Source organism: Sphaerisporangium fuscum, assembly GCF_018531465.1.
Lineage (GTDB): Bacteria > Actinomycetota > Actinomycetes > Streptosporangiales > Streptosporangiaceae > Sphaerisporangium > Sphaerisporangium fuscum.
In genome coordinates this window covers 338,924-354,423 of the sequence record NZ_JAHDTF010000005.1, presented here as the reverse complement: position 1 = coordinate 354,423, position 15,500 = coordinate 338,924, and the positions used below count along the sequence as shown (strand labels likewise).

The 15,500-nt window shown below is 70.9% G+C and carries 14 protein-coding genes and 1 pseudogene; 6 read left to right on the top strand and 9 right to left on the bottom strand.

The genetic code is table 11. The features are described 5' to 3' along the window. A pseudogene (locus KIK05_RS09005) lies at window positions 1-277 on the bottom strand (DUF4097 family beta strand repeat-containing protein); the annotation flags it as partial. A 367-nt stretch (window positions 278-644) separates the two neighbouring features. Between KIK05_RS09005 and KIK05_RS09000 the strand changes: the two are divergent. Then, window positions 645-1,193: a GNAT family N-acetyltransferase gene (locus tag KIK05_RS09000; protein ID WP_214410114.1), complete on the top strand. Its 549-nt coding sequence runs from the start codon at window positions 645-647 to the stop codon at window positions 1,191-1,193. A 211-nt stretch (window positions 1,194-1,404) separates the two neighbouring features. Beyond that, window positions 1,405-2,079 carry a TMEM175 family protein gene (locus KIK05_RS08995; protein WP_214410113.1) on the top strand — a complete coding sequence of 225 codons (675 nt, stop codon included), beginning with the start codon at window positions 1,405-1,407 and terminating at the stop codon, window positions 2,077-2,079. A 39-nt stretch (window positions 2,080-2,118) separates the two neighbouring features. On the opposite strand, the gene KIK05_RS08990 is transcribed toward KIK05_RS08995, so the two are convergent. Then, complete coding sequence (locus KIK05_RS08990) at window positions 2,119-2,544, bottom strand: MarR family winged helix-turn-helix transcriptional regulator (RefSeq protein ID WP_308249824.1); 426 nt, start codon at window positions 2,542-2,544, stop codon at window positions 2,119-2,121. A gap of 102 nt (window positions 2,545-2,646) precedes the next feature. On the opposite strand from KIK05_RS08990, the gene KIK05_RS08985 reads away from it, so the two are divergent. Continuing rightward, window positions 2,647-3,546: an MBL fold metallo-hydrolase gene (locus KIK05_RS08985; protein ID WP_214410112.1), complete on the top strand. Its 900-nt coding sequence runs from the start codon at window positions 2,647-2,649 to the stop codon at window positions 3,544-3,546. A 31-nt stretch (window positions 3,547-3,577) separates the two neighbouring features. Here KIK05_RS08985 and KIK05_RS08980 read toward each other — a convergent pair whose 3' ends face one another. The 4 genes from KIK05_RS08980 to KIK05_RS08965 all read right to left on the bottom strand — a co-directional run bounded on the left by KIK05_RS08980 (window position 3,578) and on the right by KIK05_RS08965 (window position 7,218). Next, complete coding sequence (locus KIK05_RS08980; protein WP_214410111.1) at window positions 3,578-4,213, bottom strand: class I SAM-dependent methyltransferase; 636 nt, start codon at window positions 4,211-4,213, stop codon at window positions 3,578-3,580. Between the two features lie 10 nt (window positions 4,214-4,223). Next, complete coding sequence (locus tag KIK05_RS08975) at window positions 4,224-5,399, bottom strand: helix-turn-helix domain-containing protein (protein WP_214410110.1); 1,176 nt, start codon at window positions 5,397-5,399, stop codon at window positions 4,224-4,226. Continuing rightward, window positions 5,386-6,195 carry a hypothetical protein gene (locus tag KIK05_RS08970; protein WP_214410109.1) on the bottom strand — a complete coding sequence of 270 codons (810 nt, stop codon included), beginning with the start codon at window positions 6,193-6,195 and terminating at the stop codon, window positions 5,386-5,388. Before KIK05_RS08970 ends, KIK05_RS08975 begins: the two co-directional genes overlap by 14 nt. 108 nt (window positions 6,196-6,303) lie before the next feature. Beyond that, entirely contained in the window at window positions 6,304-7,218 is a 915-nt protein-coding gene (locus KIK05_RS08965) for a glycerophosphodiester phosphodiesterase family protein (protein ID WP_308249825.1), read from the bottom strand. A gap of 187 nt (window positions 7,219-7,405) precedes the next feature. Here KIK05_RS08965 and KIK05_RS08960 point away from each other — a divergent pair, with 187 nt between their 5' ends. The 3 genes from KIK05_RS08960 (at window position 7,406) to KIK05_RS08950 (ending at window position 10,864) form a co-directional block, all read left to right on the top strand. Then, on the top strand, window positions 7,406-8,011 hold the full coding sequence (locus KIK05_RS08960) for an RNA polymerase sigma factor (protein ID WP_308249823.1): 606 nt from the start codon (window positions 7,406-7,408) through the stop codon (window positions 8,009-8,011). Further along, entirely contained in the window at window positions 8,004-9,158 is a 1,155-nt protein-coding gene (locus KIK05_RS08955; RefSeq protein ID WP_214410106.1) for a CU044_5270 family protein, read from the top strand. The genes KIK05_RS08960 and KIK05_RS08955 overlap by 8 nt, the downstream gene beginning before the upstream one ends. Before the next feature lie 416 nt (window positions 9,159-9,574). Continuing rightward, a complete protein-coding gene (locus tag KIK05_RS08950; RefSeq protein ID WP_250562434.1) occupies window positions 9,575-10,864 on the top strand; it encodes a glycosyltransferase family 4 protein in 1,290 nt (429 codons plus the stop codon). A 40-nt stretch (window positions 10,865-10,904) separates the two neighbouring features. Here KIK05_RS08950 and KIK05_RS08945 read toward each other — a convergent pair whose 3' ends face one another. From KIK05_RS08945 to KIK05_RS08935, 3 genes are all read right to left on the bottom strand, one after another. Continuing rightward, on the bottom strand, window positions 10,905-12,188 hold the full coding sequence (locus KIK05_RS08945) for an adenylosuccinate synthase (RefSeq protein WP_214410104.1): 1,284 nt from the start codon (window positions 12,186-12,188) through the stop codon (window positions 10,905-10,907). Between the two features lie 66 nt (window positions 12,189-12,254). Beyond that, entirely contained in the window at window positions 12,255-14,759 is a 2,505-nt protein-coding gene (locus KIK05_RS08940) for an ATP-binding SpoIIE family protein phosphatase (protein ID WP_214410103.1), read from the bottom strand. 218 nt (window positions 14,760-14,977) lie between these two features. After that, window positions 14,978-15,397 (bottom strand): DUF3151 domain-containing protein, encoded by a 420-nt coding sequence (locus tag KIK05_RS08935; protein WP_214410102.1) that lies wholly within the window; start codon window positions 15,395-15,397, stop codon window positions 14,978-14,980. Window positions 15,398-15,500: the final 103 nt, after the last annotated feature.

The following is a 15,500-nucleotide window of genomic DNA, read 5'->3' as shown; positions in this document are numbered from 1 at the left end:
TGGCTTGGATGTGGGAGCCGGTGGGCAGTTTGACGGTGACTTCGATGGCTCCGGTGGGGCCGAGGTACTGGTTGTTCATCGGGGTGGTGATGCGCAGGACGCCGTCGGTGTATTCGACGGTGGTCTGTTCGGCTGCTTTGACGTCGCGGCTCTTGGAGGCGGTGGCGGGCTGGATCTGGACGGTGGTGTCGGTGCGGTCGGCGGTGATGAGCTGGACGCGTCCGGCGGGGATGTCCAGGACGGTGGTGATCGGGGTGGGGGTGTCGAACTTCTGCATGGTGTGCTCCGTGTGCTTCTGGTGTGGTCCCTGTTGTTTCTGACATCGGAAACGCTACGTTGCTTTCCAGTTCACCGCAACATTCGCGTTGCTCGAAACCTGTATCTATGCAGGTAGAACCACGAAAAGTGTTGCAACGGTCTTCGAGATTAATGCAACGCTCTTCGCCGACTCGTTGCAATGAATTGAGCGTGAACGCTATGGCGGAGACCCCGAAAACCATCGAGCACCCGTGGGGCGCGAAAGGGGAGTCGTGATGCCGGGAGGCGGGCTCGGCCTCCGGCCCCGTCGCGGGCCGATGTCGTGAAGATCAACTGGAGGTAGAGTTGCGGTGTCCCGGTTCGTCCACGTGAACGGAGGCGATGGCATGACCGAGCTCTCGGTGCGGTTGCGGCCCGTGGCCGAGGATGATCTGGAGATGTTCCGGCGGTTCGCCACCGAGCCGGGTCTGATCGGGCTCGACTGGACCGGCTTCCGGGACGCCCAGGCCCCTGCCCGGCGCTTCGCCACCGACGGCTACCTCGGTGCGGAGGACAGCCGCCTGATCGTCGAGGTCGGGGAGGACGAGAAGGCCGCGGCCGGGGTCGTCAGCTGGATCGCCACCGGCGTCGGCGTGGCCAAGTACTGGGAGATCGGGATCGCCCTGCTGCCCGAATGGCGCGGCCGCGGCATCGGCTGGCGCGCCCAGGCGATGCTGTGCGACTACCTCTTCACCCACACCCCGACCCCACGCATCCAGGCCGCCACCCACCCCGAGAACATCGCGGAACAGAAATCCCTGGAGAAGGCCGGCTTCCGGCTGGAGGGCGTGCTGCGCTCGGTGGAGTTCCGCGCCGGCCAGTGGCGCGACGGCTACTTCTACGGCCGCCTCCGCACCGACCCGTCACCGCTCGCGACGGACGAACCGACCTCCTGACCGCGTACCGCTCTCGGGGCGGCGACGGGCTGCCGAGGCCGCGCTCTCGGGGCGGCGACGGCCTGCCGAGGCCGAGCCGGCACCTTGCGTGGCTCGGGTGAGCCGGCCGATCAGGGGGCGGGGACGAGGTTCCGGGACCGCCGGCCGGCCGTTCACGAGGAGACGTGGCGATAGGATCGCTTCCCACCCCCCCGTACTCTGGAACCGCACAATGACGCATGAGGCCCCCGTCCCTGCCGGGTTCACCCCGGAACGGGTTGGATTCTTCACTGACGCCGTCTTCGCGATCGCCATGACGCTGCTGGTGATCGAGATCCCCCGGCCGCCGGAGACCGACAAGGGGTTCGACGTCGGTGACGGTGTCGGCAAGCTCGACGCCGCCCTGAACCTCTGGCGCTTCGTGGCAGACCAGAGCGGCGCCTTCGTCGCCTACCTTCTGGCGTTCTTCGTGCTGTGGATCGTCTGGCGTGCTCATCACACCGTCTTCGACCGCATCGGGCGGCTGTCGCCCGCGGTGGTCGGGTGGCACTTCCCGCTCCTGCTGCTGATCGGCTTCCTGCCGTACCCGACGACCGTGCTCGGCCACCACTCCGGCAACCCGTTCGCCGCCCTGCTGTACGCCGTGACAGTGGCCGCCCTGCTGCTCTGCCGCTCGGTGATCCTGACGGCCGTAGGGCGGGACGGACTGCTGCTGCCGCACGTGGACGTGGGGGAGCATGATACGGAGGCCACCCTCTCGTGGGTCGTCACCGCGTACTGGGTGGTCACGATCGCTTTCGTCTGGTGGGTGCCCTACACCATGATCCTCTGGGGCCTCACCGCCCCGTTCGCGTCCGTCGCGCGCAGGTTCGTCCGCAGGCGCATCGCGAAGGCCGCCGCCGAGTAGCCGTCAGAAGGAGCGGCTGGTGGGCGCCGCCGGAGCGGGTCAGCGCGTGACGGCGCGGGCGAGAAGGCGCTGCAGGACGTCCTGTTCTTCGGAGGACAGGGGGTCCAGGGGGGAATCTTCGGAGAGCAGCTCGAGGAGGCGTTCGCGGAGTGCGGCGCCCTCAGGGGTGAGGACGAGCTGCTTGGCGCGGCGGTTGCCGGGGTGGGGGTGGCGTTCGAGGTAACCCTGCTCTTCGAGGCGGTCGGCGACGAAGGTGGCGTTGGAAGGCTCGCAGCTCATCCGATCGGCCAGCTCGCGCAGGGTCAGGGGGCGGTTCAGCTCTCGCAGCGCGACCCCCTGTGAGGCGGTCAGGCCGAGGGTGGACGCGTGACCTCGAAGATGGGCCTCGATCTGCTTGGCCAGGCCGGTGACCAGCCCGCACAGCAGGCGGTCGCCCTCGGTCCGTGTCTCACGCTCGGTGCTCACGGGCCAAGTCTACTGCAACTTGAATGATTGCAACTAGAACTCTTCTAGTTGTAACTTTTGCTCCGTGCAGCCGCCCGGCGGCATCCTTACGAGGACGGAGACATGACCATGGCCACGATCACCGATTTCGACCACAAGCGGCTGACCAGCGCACCGAGGATTCGTTCGCTCCGCCTGGGCGACCTGACGATCACCTACGTCCCGGACGGGCTGGTCAGGCTCAAGCCTCGGGGCTGGCTGCCGGCCGCCACGGCCGCCGACTGGGCGGCCTACCGCGACCACCTCGACGACGACGGTCTCCTGGTCGCGGGCATCGGCGCGCTGCTCGTCGAGCGGGGTGACCGGGCGCTGCTCATCGACACCGGGTTCGGGCCCGAGTCCTACCCCGACGACCCGGCCAACCCGCTCCTGGGGCGCCTGTACGGCGGTGAACTGCTGGAGAACCTGCGGCGGCTGGGGCGCGAGCCACACCGGATCGAGGCCGTCGCCCTCACCCACCTGCACACCGACCACCTGGGCTGGGCGTGGAGCCCCGCGCCCGGCACCGGCACGCCGCCGTTCGCGCACGCCACCCACTTCCTCGCGGCGCCCGAGTGGGAGCGGCGCGACCTGGCCGCCGAGGGCGGCGCGACCGAGGAACGTCTGGCGGCCTTCGCTCCCCGCGTCCGCACGGCCGAGGACGGTGAGGAGATCTTCCCCGGCGTGCGGGCGTCGTTCGCTGCCGGCCACACCGTCGGCCACACGGCCTACGTCATCACCGGCGGTGGCCGGCGGCTCGTCGCGTTCGGCGACGCACTGCACGCGCCGGTCCAGGTCACCCACCCCGAATGGTCGTGCGGGATCGACCATGACCCCTCGGAATCCGCCGGTCATCGCCGCCGCCTGGTCGAAGAGCTGAGCCGCCCCGACACCATCGGCTACGGCGGTCACTTCGCCGACGTGGTCTTCGGACACGCCGAGCGCCGGCCCGACGGCCGGTTCACCTGGGTCCCCGTCGCCTGACCGTCCGCGCCGGAGATGCCTGGGGCGGCTTCTAGCTCAGGGCGAGGGGCGTCCGGCTGGTCGCGACCGTCAGGACGACCGAGCGGGAGCCGACGGTGATCTCGCGGGCGTCGGCCTCCGTGAAGCCGGCCGCCGTCGCGAGGGCGACCGCGTCCTCGGAGGTCCGCGGCAGAGGGAGGTCGGTGGCGACGAGGGCGGCGAACGTGCCCGAGGGGCGGAACTGCGAGGCCACCGGCAGGGTGAAGCCCACGCGCCCCCCGGGCCGGAGGGCGCGTCGCCAGTCGGTCAGAGCGCGCATGCCCAGGAAGTGGAGAGACGAGGCGCAGAGGACCAGGTCGAGGCTGCCGTCGGCGACGGGCAGCGGCACCGCCGGCCCGACGCGCCAGTCGATCGCCTGAGCGCGGCCGAGCCGTACGGCGCGCGCTCTGCCGGCCGCGACCATCCCCTCGGAGAGGTCGACGGCGAGGATCGGCGAGGCCCCCGGACGCCGGTTCCCGGCGACCGCCAGAGCGACGGCCCCGGTCCCGCACGCGACGTCGGCGATCTCGCCGTCCTCGCCGGGCGCCACGAGTTCGAGCAAGGCATGAGCGATCTCGTCATGGTGATCGTCGTCGTAGCCGCCGGCCAGCTCGTCGAACGCTTCGGCCATCCGCTCAGCACTCACCATGATCACCACCTTACGGGACGAGGTGGAGTTTGGGGCGCGTGTCCTGGAGGCCGAGCAGTTCACGGACGCGGGGGACGGGCCAGGCGAGCTGGGCGGCCAGCGCGGGCATGGTGAGGCCGGTTTCGGCCACGGCCAGGTCGAAGGCCTGGCGGAGCATGACGGGGTGCTCGCCGGGATAGCCGGTGATGGGCTCGTTGGCGAAGCCCGGCTGGTCGCGCAGGGCGGCCAGCCGCTGGTAGGCCCGGCCGGCCGAGGAGTCGGAGATCAGGCCGACCTCCCGGCAGCGGTAGAGCAGGGAGTCGACCGAGACGCCCCAGGTGTTCTTCAGCTCGGCCAGCCGGCGCAGGTCGAGGCGGCGCGGCAACTCCGGGAGGATGCTCTCGCGCGGCGTCAGGAACTCGGCCGCGAAGGTGTCGGCCTCGCGTTCCTGCTGGACGTCCCCGGCCGCCGTGTCGCCGTGCAGGACGAGGTGCCCGAGCTCGTGGGCCGCGGTGAAACGGTAGCGGTGGATGTCGTCGAAGCGGTTGGCCGTGAGGACGATGATGGGCCGGGGCAGCTGCGAGGTCGAGAAGGCGTCGACCGTGGTGGCGTCCTCGTCGGGCGGGGGCAGCACCACGACGATGCCGTGGGCCTCCATGTGCCGCACGAGGTGGGCGATCGGCCCGGCGCCGAGCCCCCAGTGGCGGCGCAGCTCACGGGCGGCGGCGGCCGGGTCACCGGGCAGCTCGACCCCCGAGTGCACCTCGCCCCCCGAGAAGCCGGGAAGGTCGACGCGGGGCAGCCGTACGCGCTTCTCCAGGGCGTGGGTCAGCTCCCAGACCTGTTCGACGAACGCCACGGCCTTGACCCGCTGGTACACCCGGGTGGAGCGCAGGCTCCGGAAGTGGGCCATGGACCCGTCGAGCTTGGCGTGCGGCCGTCCCGACAGGAAGAACGCCAGGGGGACGCCCAGGGCGTCGGCCAGGCGGGGGATCAGGTCGGGACGGGGATGCGTCATGCCCGTCTCGTACTGTCCGACGGCGGCCGGGGTGACGCCGACGCGCTCGGCGAGATCCTTCTTGGTCATGCCGGCGAGCCGTCGCGCCTGCGTGAGCCGGGCCTGGTCGAAGGCGTCGGCCACCGCCTGCGGGGTGGGCGTGCCGTACGTGGAACCGCCGAACGGACGGCTCCGGTTACGGTCGCTCATCGGCGTAGGCGACCTGCGTGACCTCGGGGGCGCTCTCGCTGTTCACAGGGAAGATCTTGCCATTGGCCCGCTCGACCGCGGGACGCGCGCCCAGCGGGAGACCCGGCTCGGCGCCCTGGTCGAAGCGCGCGCCCGGCTCCGCCGCCGGGAGGGCCTGCGGCACCCACGGCGAGGACGCCGCCAGGGGGATCTGCTCGCAGTGGGTCCAGTGGATGCGGCCCATCTCGTCGACCAGCTCGGCCTCGCCCCAGTAGAGCTTGAGCAGGCTGACCTGGGCGTTGGCGGCGTACGCGACGGGGATCAGCCGGGTGTCCCCGGGCAGCTCGGTGATCAGGGGACGCACGTCGCCGAGCTCGGGCTCCTCCTCGACGCCGAGGTCGAGCTCCTCCTGGTGGAACGTGGTGCGCGCGCCGAACCGGGCGAACAGCTCGCGCACCAGCGCGGAGATGCGGCCGTCGCCGATGCGGGCCTCGCCGATGGGGGTGGTCTCGTCCTCGGCGTACCGGAAGGGCAGCAGCAGGTTGCCGTTCAGCACCACGAGGTAGTGGGGCGAGCGGTACGGCCGGACCACCTGGAACCCCGGCTCGTCCCGCAGCCCGGTCACCAGCGCCTCGTACCGGCGGGCCATCAGCGTGTACCCATAGGCGTACCGTTTGTCGCTCCTGGACCACTTCTGGGCGTCCTGGGCGTTGCCGGCGGCCTCCAGGAGGGACGCGGCGAGCCGCCGTCTCACCGTCGCCGCCCGGTCGCCGAAGCGTTCGACGGCCCAGCTGGAGATGGACGGCTCCCCGTGCATTGGCGACCTCCGGTGGGGGATGTGCGGGCGGCGGCCGGTCGAGCCCGCCACTTCAGTTCCTCGCACGATACTCCCGCGAGCGCTCCAGTTGATGTTGTGACGCGCCGGTCAGGCGGAGACGGGACGCGGGGCGGGCACCGGCAGCGGCAGGGACAGGCCGCGCTGTGCCCACAGTTCGCGCATGCGGTCGGGGTAGTCGGTGACGACGGCCGCCACGCCGAGGTCGATCATCCGCGACGCCTCGTCGGGGTCGTTGACCGTCCACACCGCGACCGGGAGCCCGGCGGCGGACGCCTGGGACATGAGCAGCTCGTCCACCAGCACCTTGTCGGGCGAGAGCGTGGTGGCCCCGATCGAGGCGGCCGCCGCCGCGATGTCTCCGCCGAAGTCCTTCTTGTAGCTCAGCCCGAGCCACGACGACTTCAGCGTGGCCTTCTCGACCAGGGCGTAGCGCCGTGCCGCCAGATCCTGCGCGGCCCGCAGGACGCGCCAGTCGAAGCTGAGGATCGCGGCGTCGCCGAGCCGGTCGTGCCGGTCGAGCTCGGCCACCACCAGCTCGGTCGCCTGCCGTGGGTCCCCCGACAGGTCGGGCCGGGTCGGGTCGGACTTGATCTCGACGTTCAGCCGCACGCCGTCGGCGCCGTATGCCGCAAGAAGGCCGAGCACGGCCCCGAGAGTGGGCATGCGCGTGCCGGGGATCGGGAGCTGGGTGCCGACGAAACGGTCGGCCCTGGTCTTCGGCCGGCGTACCCCGACGTCGAGGGTGCGCAGCTGGGCCAGCGAAAGGGAACGGATCGGCTTGCCGACGTAGGGGAACGCCGGGTCGGCGGGGGTCGCGGGCGCCGTGTCGACGCTGGTCACGGCCGAGACGGTCAGATCATGGGTGAGCACGAGCTGCCGGTCGGCGGTCAGCGCGACGTCGAGCTCGATCGCGTGGACGCCGAGCTCCAGCGTGTGGGCCATACCGGGGAGGGTGTTCTCCGGGCGCAGGCCCCGTGCCCCCCGATGGCCGTGAATCTCCACCTGCACAATGGCGCACCCTATCGTCCGCTCTGCTCGGTCATGTTCAGGCGGGGCCGTGCGGGAGGAGCCGGGGCCCCATGCGGCAGGCGTGAAAGCGGATCGGGACATCGGGAGAGACATGGATGACGGTCGTCCCCGGCGGGCGGCCGTCCCGAGCGACGGAGGACCACATGACGAGGAACCGGCGGTGAGCGCCGCGGCCAGGGCCAGGGACCCGGCCCCCGCGGACGCCTATCTCGTCCGGCTGTCCTGGGGCGAGCCCGAGAGCTTCGGCGCGGTGTTCGACACCTACGGCGGGGAGATCCACAGCTACGTGGCCCGGCGGCTGGGCCCGGACAACGCCGAGGACGTGGTGGCCGAGACGTTCCTGACCGCGTTCCGCAAGCGTGACCGGTACGACCCGTCGCGCGCGAGCGTGCGGGCCTGGCTGTACGGCATCGCGACGAAGCTGATCGGGCGGCAGCGGCGCTCGGAGATGCGAGCGCTGCGGGCCCTCGGCCGGTTCGCCCCGGAGCGCGACACCGAGGGGCACGAGGATCGGGTGGCCGCGCAGGTGAGCGCGGAGACCATGCGGCCGAAACTCGCGCGGGCGATGGCGGGCCTGAGCCGGGGGGACCGGGACGTGGTGCTCCTGGTGGCGCTCGCCGGGCTCAGCCACGACGAGATCGCGACGGCGCTCGGGATCCCGTACGGGACGGTGGGGTCGCGCCTGAACAGGGCGAGGAAGAAGTTACGCCAGGTGCTGGGGGACACCAATCCGCTGCTCGACCTGAGGGAGACGGGTCATGGATGAGATCTCGGCCGTACGGGATCTGTATGGCAACCCCCCGCTCGACCCGTTCCTCCAGTCGCGGGTCCGCGTGCGCCTGGACCAGGAGATGGGGGCGCGAGGAGAAGGGCGGCGCCGGTCGCCGTGGAAGGCGGTGGCGGCCGGTCTCGCCGTGGTGGCGGCCGTGGCGACGGTCACCGTGGCCGTACCGGAGCTGTCCGCCCGTCTCGACGCTTCCCGGGACACGACGGCGACGGCGTCCCTCACGGGCAAGGACGTGCTGCTGCGCATAGCCGACCAGGCGGAGTCGACTCCGGAGACCACGGGCGAGTACTGGCACGTCAGGGAGTTCGGCCACTACACCTTCGGCAAGCAGCTGGGCGAGGGGGCGAACAAGTACTGGGTGGAGGCGTCGGAGCTCCGGGAGCACTGGACCACGCGCGACGGCGAGTCGTGGGTGGGCGAACGGAAGCTCGGGGTGGTGCCGAAGACCCCGGCCGACCTGGAGGCCTGGCGCCGCGACGGGTCGCCGTCACAGTGGGACAGGACGATGGAGCCGAAGCTCGTCGAGCATCTCTCCCTCGCGCCCGACAAGGGGGCGCTGACGCAGATGCGCAGGGGGGAGGTCAGCTACCGTCCCGACGGGAAGTACATGGTGACGGGGGGTGACCCGAAGGTCGACTTCCTGATCGCCGGCCGGGAGCTGACGTACGCGCAGGTGCGGGCGCTGCCGGAGGATCCGGCCGCCCTGACGGCCTGGGTACGGGAGACGCTCGGGAGGACGACGGATCCTTCCGCCCGGGAATACCACCTCGCGATCACGCTGTCCCAGACGCTTGTGCTGGACGTGCCCGCGCCGCCGAAGGTGCGCGCCGCCGCGTACCGGGCTCTCGCCGGACTGCCGAACGTCCGGTACGTCGGCGACGCCCGGGACGAACAGGGAAGGGCGGGGGTGGAGTTCTCCATCGTCGAATCCCAGGACGGGAACGTCACGAATCTGATCATCGATCCCCGCACGGGGCAGGTCCTGTCCGCGGAGGAGACGGTCAGGGACAAAGGCGAGCCGGTCCTGGGGAAGACCCGGACCACGACCTACCTCGAGGTCGGCTGGACGGGCGTCGAGCCACAGGTTCCCGACATCCCCGCGGGGTATCCGCCCAAGCTCTCGTGAACGGTGGCGCGGACCTGGCCGGATGTGGTTCGTGGAGATCGAATCGTTACAAACCCGCTGGGAGGGAAGTGGATCGAATGCCATGTCTACGGATTTGGGGGAAAGATGATGAAAGTCGACGACCTCCGATGGGGCTGGTTCCAAATGGGCAGGCACGGGGTGCCCGGCCTGAGCTCGGAGCGGAGGACGTCCTTGGACCTTCCGCCCGAGCGCGCCTGACCGGCCACTTCCGATTCCATCCGCCTTCGGCGTCCCGCCGAGGCAACCTTTCGGTCCGCTTCTCCACTCTTAAGGCGTAGTGCACGCACAGGCCCACGGGGGCCGTCGCGTCCGTGACGGCCCTCCTTCCTTGTGCGGAGCGTGGAACCCCGCCCCACCGCGACTTCATGTCACGCACCTCAGGACGGAGCTATCGCTTGTTTGCTCGACCTCTCGGAAAGCTGCTCGCCAAGGTGCGAACGGCCCCGGCGCGCGCCGCGTTCCGGCTGCTCGCCCTGGTCAACGCGGCCCGGGCCCGCCGGGCGCCCGCCCCCGACACAAGGACGGTCCGCATCCTGCTGCTGCACGCCTACGGCATGGGCGGCACAATCCGTACCGTCTTCAACCTCGCCGGGTACCTGGCCCGGGAGCGGGACGTGGAGATCATCAGTGCCGTGCGCACCGCCGAGCAGCCGTTCTTCGAGGTCCCGCCGGGCGTGCGGGTGAGGTTCCTGGACGACAGGACCCGGCCCGCCGGGTGGCTCGGCCGCCTGCTCTCCCGCTTCCCCAGCCGGTTCGTCCCGGACGACGAGAACGCCAGGCACTCGTTCACACTCTGGACCGAGCTGCGGCTGATCGCCTGCCTGCGGTCGATGCGCGGCGGGGTCGTCATCGCCACCCGTCCCGCGTTCACCCTGATCACGAGCCTTTTCGCCCCTCCCGAGGTGATCACGATCGGGCAGGAGCACGTGACGCTGAAGGTGCACTCGCCCGCCATGCGTGCGCTGTTCAAGAGGCGGTACGGCCGGTTCGACGCGTTCCTGACGCTCACCGAGGCCGACCGCGAACAGTACGCCAAGCTGCTGAGGAACGACCCGCCGGCGCGCCTGCTGCGGATGCCCAACGCCATCCACGAGCTCGACGGCGGCGTTTCGATGCTGGAGGAGAAGACGGCGGTGAGCATCGGCCGCCTGGTGTACGCCAAGGGGTTCGACCGGCTGGTCAACGCCTGGAAGGTCGTGGCCGAGGCCCACCCGGACTGGGTCCTGCGGATCTACGGGGACGGCACCCAGGAGCGGCGCGAGCGGCTGCAGGCCCGCATCGACGACGCCGGCCTGTCCGGCAAGATCTTCCTCATGGGCAGTACGGCCAACGTCGGCGTCCAACTGGCCAAGTCGTCGATCTACGTCGTGAGTTCCCGCTACGAGGGGTTCGGCATGACGATCCTGGAGGCGATGAGCAAGGGCCTGCCCGTCGTCAGCTTCGACTGCCCCAACGGCCCCCGCGAGATCATCACCGACGGCCACGACGGCCTGCTGATCACCTCGAAGAAGGCCGCGGACCTGGGAGCGGGCATCTGCCGCCTCATCGAGGACGAGGAACTGCGCCACAAGCTCGGCGAGAACGCGCTGCGCACCGTCACGCGGTACGACCTGGACGCGGTCGGCGCCCAATGGGACGAACTCCTCGCCGACCTGGAGACCCGCCGCTCGCTCGGCCTGAGGTAGACCAGGGGCGGCCGCCTGCGGAGGCGGCCGCCGTGGTGGGTCAGACCAGGGGACGGATGGAGAGGGTCTGGGTGCGGCCGGGGCCGACGCCGATGGCGGAGATGGGCGCGCCGCTCAGCTCCTCCAGGGCGCGGACGTAGTCCTGGGCGTTCTTCGGCAGGTCGTCGAAGGACTTGGCCTCGGTGATGTCCTCCTGCCAGCCGGGGAACTCCTCGTAGATCGGCTTGGCGTGGTGGAAGTCGGTCTGGGTCATCGGGATCTCGTCGTGGCGCACGCCGTCGACCTCGTAGGCCACGCAGACGGGGATGCGCTCCAGCCCGGACAGCACGTCGAGCTTGGTGAGGAAGAAGTCGGTCACGCCGTTGACCCGGGTGGCGTACCGGGCGATGATCGCGTCGAACCAGCCGCAGCGGCGGTTGCGGCCGGTGGTCACGCCGTACTCTCCGCCGGTGGTGCGCAGCCAGTCGCCCATCTCGTCGGTCAGCTCGGTCGGGAACGGCCCGGAGCCGACGCGCGTGGTGTACGCCTTGAGGATGCCGATCACGCGGGTGAGCCGCGTCGGCGGGATGCCCGAGCCGATGCACGCCCCGCCCGAGGTGGGCGAGGACGAGGTGACGAACGGGTAGGTGCCGTGGTCGATGTCGAGCAGGTTGCCCTGGCCGCCCTCCAGCAGGACGACCTTGCCGTCGTCGAGGGCCTTGTTCAGGATGAGCGAGGTGTCGGCGATGTGCGGCTTGAGCCGCTCGGCGTACCCGAGGTACTCCTCCAGGACCTTGGCCGCGTCGATGCCCCTGCGGTTGTAGACCTTGGTGAGCACCTGGTTCTTCTCGTTGAGCGCGACCTCGATCTTCTTGCCCAGGATGCCGGGGTCGAGGAGGTCCTGCACGCGGACACCCATGCGGGCGATCTTGTCGCCGTACGCCGGGCCGATGCCGCGGCCGGTGGTGCCGATACGGGACTTGCCGAGGTAGCGCTCGGTGACCTTGTCGAGGGCCTTGTGGTGGGGCATGATCAGGTGCGCGTTGGCCGAGATGAGCAGCCGTTCGCAGGTGATGCCGCGCTCCTTCAGCCCGTCGATCTCCGACAGGAGCACCCCGGGGTCGATGACGACGCCGTTGCCGATCACCGGGACCACGTCCGGCGAGAGCACGCCGGTGGGCAGCAGGTGCAGCGCGTATTTCTGGTCGCCGATGACGACGGTGTGCCCCGCGTTGTTGCCGCCCTGGTAGCGGACGACGTAGTCGACCTCGCCGCCCAGAAGGTCGGTGGCCTTACCCTTGCCCTCATCGCCCCACTGGGCGCCCACGAGAACGACAGCCGGCATGGTTACTCCCGCGCACAATAACGAAACCCCTGGCGCAAGCGCGACAGGGGCTCTTGCGTTGAGAGACTACCCGAGCATGGCTAATGGGCCCAAGCGTGACATCGCGAAGTCCAGGTCGGACGGGTCCCCGGGCAGGGGCTGCTCGGTCCAGATGCATTTGCCCTCGGTGGTGTAGCGGGTCCCCCAGCGCTGCGACAGGGCCGCCACGAGCTGCAGGCCCCGTCCTCCCTCGTCGGTCGGGGAGGCGCGGCGGATGCGGGGAGTGGTGAGGCTGCCGTCGGTCACCTCGCAGATCAGGCTGCGGCCGCGCAGCAGGCGGAGCTCGATGGGGCCCTTCGCGTGGCGGACGACGTTGCCGATCAGCTCGCTGACCAGCAGCTCGGTGGTCATCGTGAGATCGTCGAGGCCCCAGGCCGAAAGCGCCTCGCGGACGTGTTCGCGGCCGAGGGAGGCGGCCGTGGGGTGTTCGGGCAGCGACCAGGCGGCGACGTCCTCGCGGGCGAGCGATCCGATGCGCGCGACGAGCAGCGCCGCGTCGTCGGTGGTCTGCTGCTCGGCGGGGAGCAGGGCCGAGGTGACGTGGTCGCACACGCGGTCCAGCTCCTCGTCGCCGGGCCGGAGGGCGCTCTGCCGCCACGCCGCGGCGAGGGTGCGGACGAGCAGGGTCATCCCCTCGTCGATGTCGCGGACGGCGGATTCCACCAGCCCGTCGGTGTAGAGAACGAGCAGGGCGTCGTCGGGCAGCCGCATGTCGAAGGTCTCGAAGGGCGGCTGGGCGGCGCCGAGCGGCGGGTTGACCGGTATGTCCGGGAAGTGCGCGGTGCCGTCGGGGTGGACGACGGCGGGCGGCGGGTGCCCGGCCGACGCGATCGTGCACCCGCGCGTGCTGGGGTCGTACAGGGCGTAGAGGCAGGTGGCGAAGGAGTCGTCCCCCAGGTTCGTCACGAGGTCGTTCAGGTGGTAGAGGATCTCCTCGGGAGGAAGCTCCAGATCGGCCAGGGTGTGGACGGCGGTGCGCAGGCGTCCCATGGTGACCGCCTCCGGCACGCCGTGGCCCATCACGTCGCCGATGACGACCGCCACCCTTTCAGACGACAGAGGGATGATGTCGTACCAGTCGCCGCCGACCTCCATCTCCTTCCCGGCGGGCAGGTAGCGGGCGGCGGCGGCGAGCGCGGGCAGGGCGGGGAGCTCGCGGGGGAGCAGGCCGCGCTGCAGCTCCTGCGCGCGTGCGTGCTCGGCCTCGTAGAGGCGGGCGCGCTCCAGAGCGTGGGCGATCATGCCGCTGAGCGCGTTCAGGAGGGTGCGCTCCTCCTCCGGGAAACGGCGCGGCCGGCTGAAGGAGATGCACCAGCAGCCGATCGGGCGGTCGGAGGCGATCAGGGGAAGGTACACCCAGGCCTGCTTCCCGGAGACGGAGAGGAGTTCGGTCAGCTCGGGGAACAGGCGGAGGTACTCCTCAGGAGAGCTGACGAAGATGGGCGCGCGGGTTTCGAGGGTGCGGCTGACGGCGTTGATTTTCGGCGGGTATCGCGCGTCCAGCAGGTCGACCGCCTCCTCGGGGTAACCGGAGAGGCCGATGAGGCGCGGGCGGCCCTCTTCGAGGAGGTGGACGGTCAGCCCGGTCGCGTCGAACAGCGGCCCCAGGCGGTCGGCGGCGACGGTGACCACGTCGTGCAGGGTCAGCGCCGAGGCGAGCGCGCGGGTGAGGTCCCCCATGTGGGCGGCGCGCTCGGCGACCATGCGCGCCTCCTCCAGCTCCTCGGCCTCCCGCCTCCGCTTCTCGGTGACGTCGGTGATGAACAGGGTCAGCCCGTCGGGCACCGGCACCAGGCGCAGGTGGTAGCACCTTCCGTCGGAGGGCCACTCGACGTCGAAGCCGTTCGGTGTCCCTTCCCGGAGCGCGCGGCGGCAGCGGTTCTCCAGGTCGGGCGCGGTGATGGCGGGAAGCTCCCACAGGACGGCCCCGAGCAGCCGCCGGGAGGGGCCGAGGAGCCGCTCGGCCTCCAGGTTGAGGAAGGTGATCCGGCCGTCGGCGTCCATGACGACGAAGCCGTCGCTCATGTACCGGACGGCCCCGGCGACGCGGTCGAGCGCGGCGCGGGCCTGCGCGGCATCCCAGAGTGGGGACGTCCCGCGCAGACGGTCGGACGCCCAGCGGGACACGGTGCGGAGGAACACCTGTTGTTCCTCGGAGGGCTCGCCGGGCGTGAGGGTCAGGACCGTGAGCACGCCGAGCGGGCCGTCGGCGCCGGGCAGCGGGACGGCCACCGTTCCGGTGCCGTCGGGCCGAGGCGAGGGGGTGTCGGCCGCCGAGGACCACACCAGCGCCTCGTCACGGACGGCGCGGGCGGGGACGGCGGGTCCGTCCTGCTTGATGCTCTCGAAGGTCCGGGTGAGGGATCGGGGCAACCCGGTGATCGCGACCAGGCGCAGGGTGTGGTCGCCGCGGGGCCCGGCCAGGTGGGCCATGCCGCCCAGCCCTCCGAGGGTGGCCACGGCGTGGTGCAGCGCGGCCAGCAGCACCTCGGTCGCCGTCAGGTCGTCGTCCATGGCCTCGAGCGCTCGCAAACGTTCCGCCTGCGGGCACCCGGTCGGCCGCTGGATTTCTGGGGCGCGTTCTCCGTCCACATCGATGCCTGTCGTCGTATCTCCTGTTTCCCCGACAAGAGACGACAACGCCTTATGTGGTCTAGTACGTACCAGAGAAATCCCGTGTTCCGGTCAAATTTCCCCAGGGACCGCCGGGCGCCACAAGGCCGGCTCGCCGCTGTGGCGCCCGGACGGGGTCACTGCGAGTTGAGCGCCTTGGCCGCCTCCGGGCTGCTGTCGCGCAGGAACTGCGCGCACCGCTCGGCCTCGTCCTTCTCACCGATCGCCTGGGCGGCGCGGCTGAGGGCGTGCAGGCAGCGCAGGAAACCACGGTTGGGCTCGTGCTCCCACGGGATCGGCCCGTGACCCTTCCAACCGGCGCGGCGCAGCTGGTCGAGCCCCCGGTGGTAGCCGGTACGGGCGAAGGCGTAGGAGGTGACGGCGTGCCCGGCGGTGAAGTATTCGTCGGCGAGCGCCGCCCAGGCCGCGGAGTGGGCGGGGAAGCGGGCCGCGACGTCGCTGGCCTTGGCCCCGGATTCGAGGGCCTGCCTCGCTTCCGGGGTGTCCGGTAGGTAGGTCGGCGGCGGCCCGGCGAGAAGGTTCTCGTGCGTTTCCATGGCACAGTCTTACCCTGTGATCGGCCCGAAGCGGCATAGCCCTTCGCCGACAGGCGAAGCGATGGGGAAGAAAGCCGAGAATCGTCGGATACGGTGACGTGGT

Bases quoted from the DNA above. Each gene is read 5' to 3' on its own strand.
- KIK05_RS09000 (WP_214410114.1), top strand. From the start codon at position 645: ATGACCGAGCTCTCGGTGCGGTTGCGGCCCGTGGCCGAGGATGATCTG.
- KIK05_RS08995 (WP_214410113.1), top strand. From the start codon at position 1,405: ATGACGCATGAGGCCCCCGTCCCTGCCGGGTTCACCCCGGAACGGGTT.
- KIK05_RS08985 (WP_214410112.1), top strand. From the start codon at position 2,647: ATGACCATGGCCACGATCACCGATTTCGACCACAAGCGGCTGACCAGC.
- KIK05_RS08980 (WP_214410111.1), bottom strand. From the start codon at position 4,213: ATGGTGAGTGCTGAGCGGATGGCCGAAGCGTTCGACGAGCTGGCCGGC.
- KIK05_RS08975 (WP_214410110.1), bottom strand. From the start codon at position 5,399: ATGAGCGACCGTAACCGGAGCCGTCCGTTCGGCGGTTCCACGTACGGC.
- KIK05_RS08970 (WP_214410109.1), bottom strand. From the start codon at position 6,195: ATGCACGGGGAGCCGTCCATCTCCAGCTGGGCCGTCGAACGCTTCGGC.
- KIK05_RS08955 (WP_214410106.1), top strand. From the start codon at position 8,004: ATGGATGAGATCTCGGCCGTACGGGATCTGTATGGCAACCCCCCGCTC.
- KIK05_RS08945 (WP_214410104.1), bottom strand. From the start codon at position 12,188: ATGCCGGCTGTCGTTCTCGTGGGCGCCCAGTGGGGCGATGAGGGCAAG.
- KIK05_RS08935 (WP_214410102.1), bottom strand. From the start codon at position 15,397: ATGGAAACGCACGAGAACCTTCTCGCCGGGCCGCCGCCGACCTACCTA.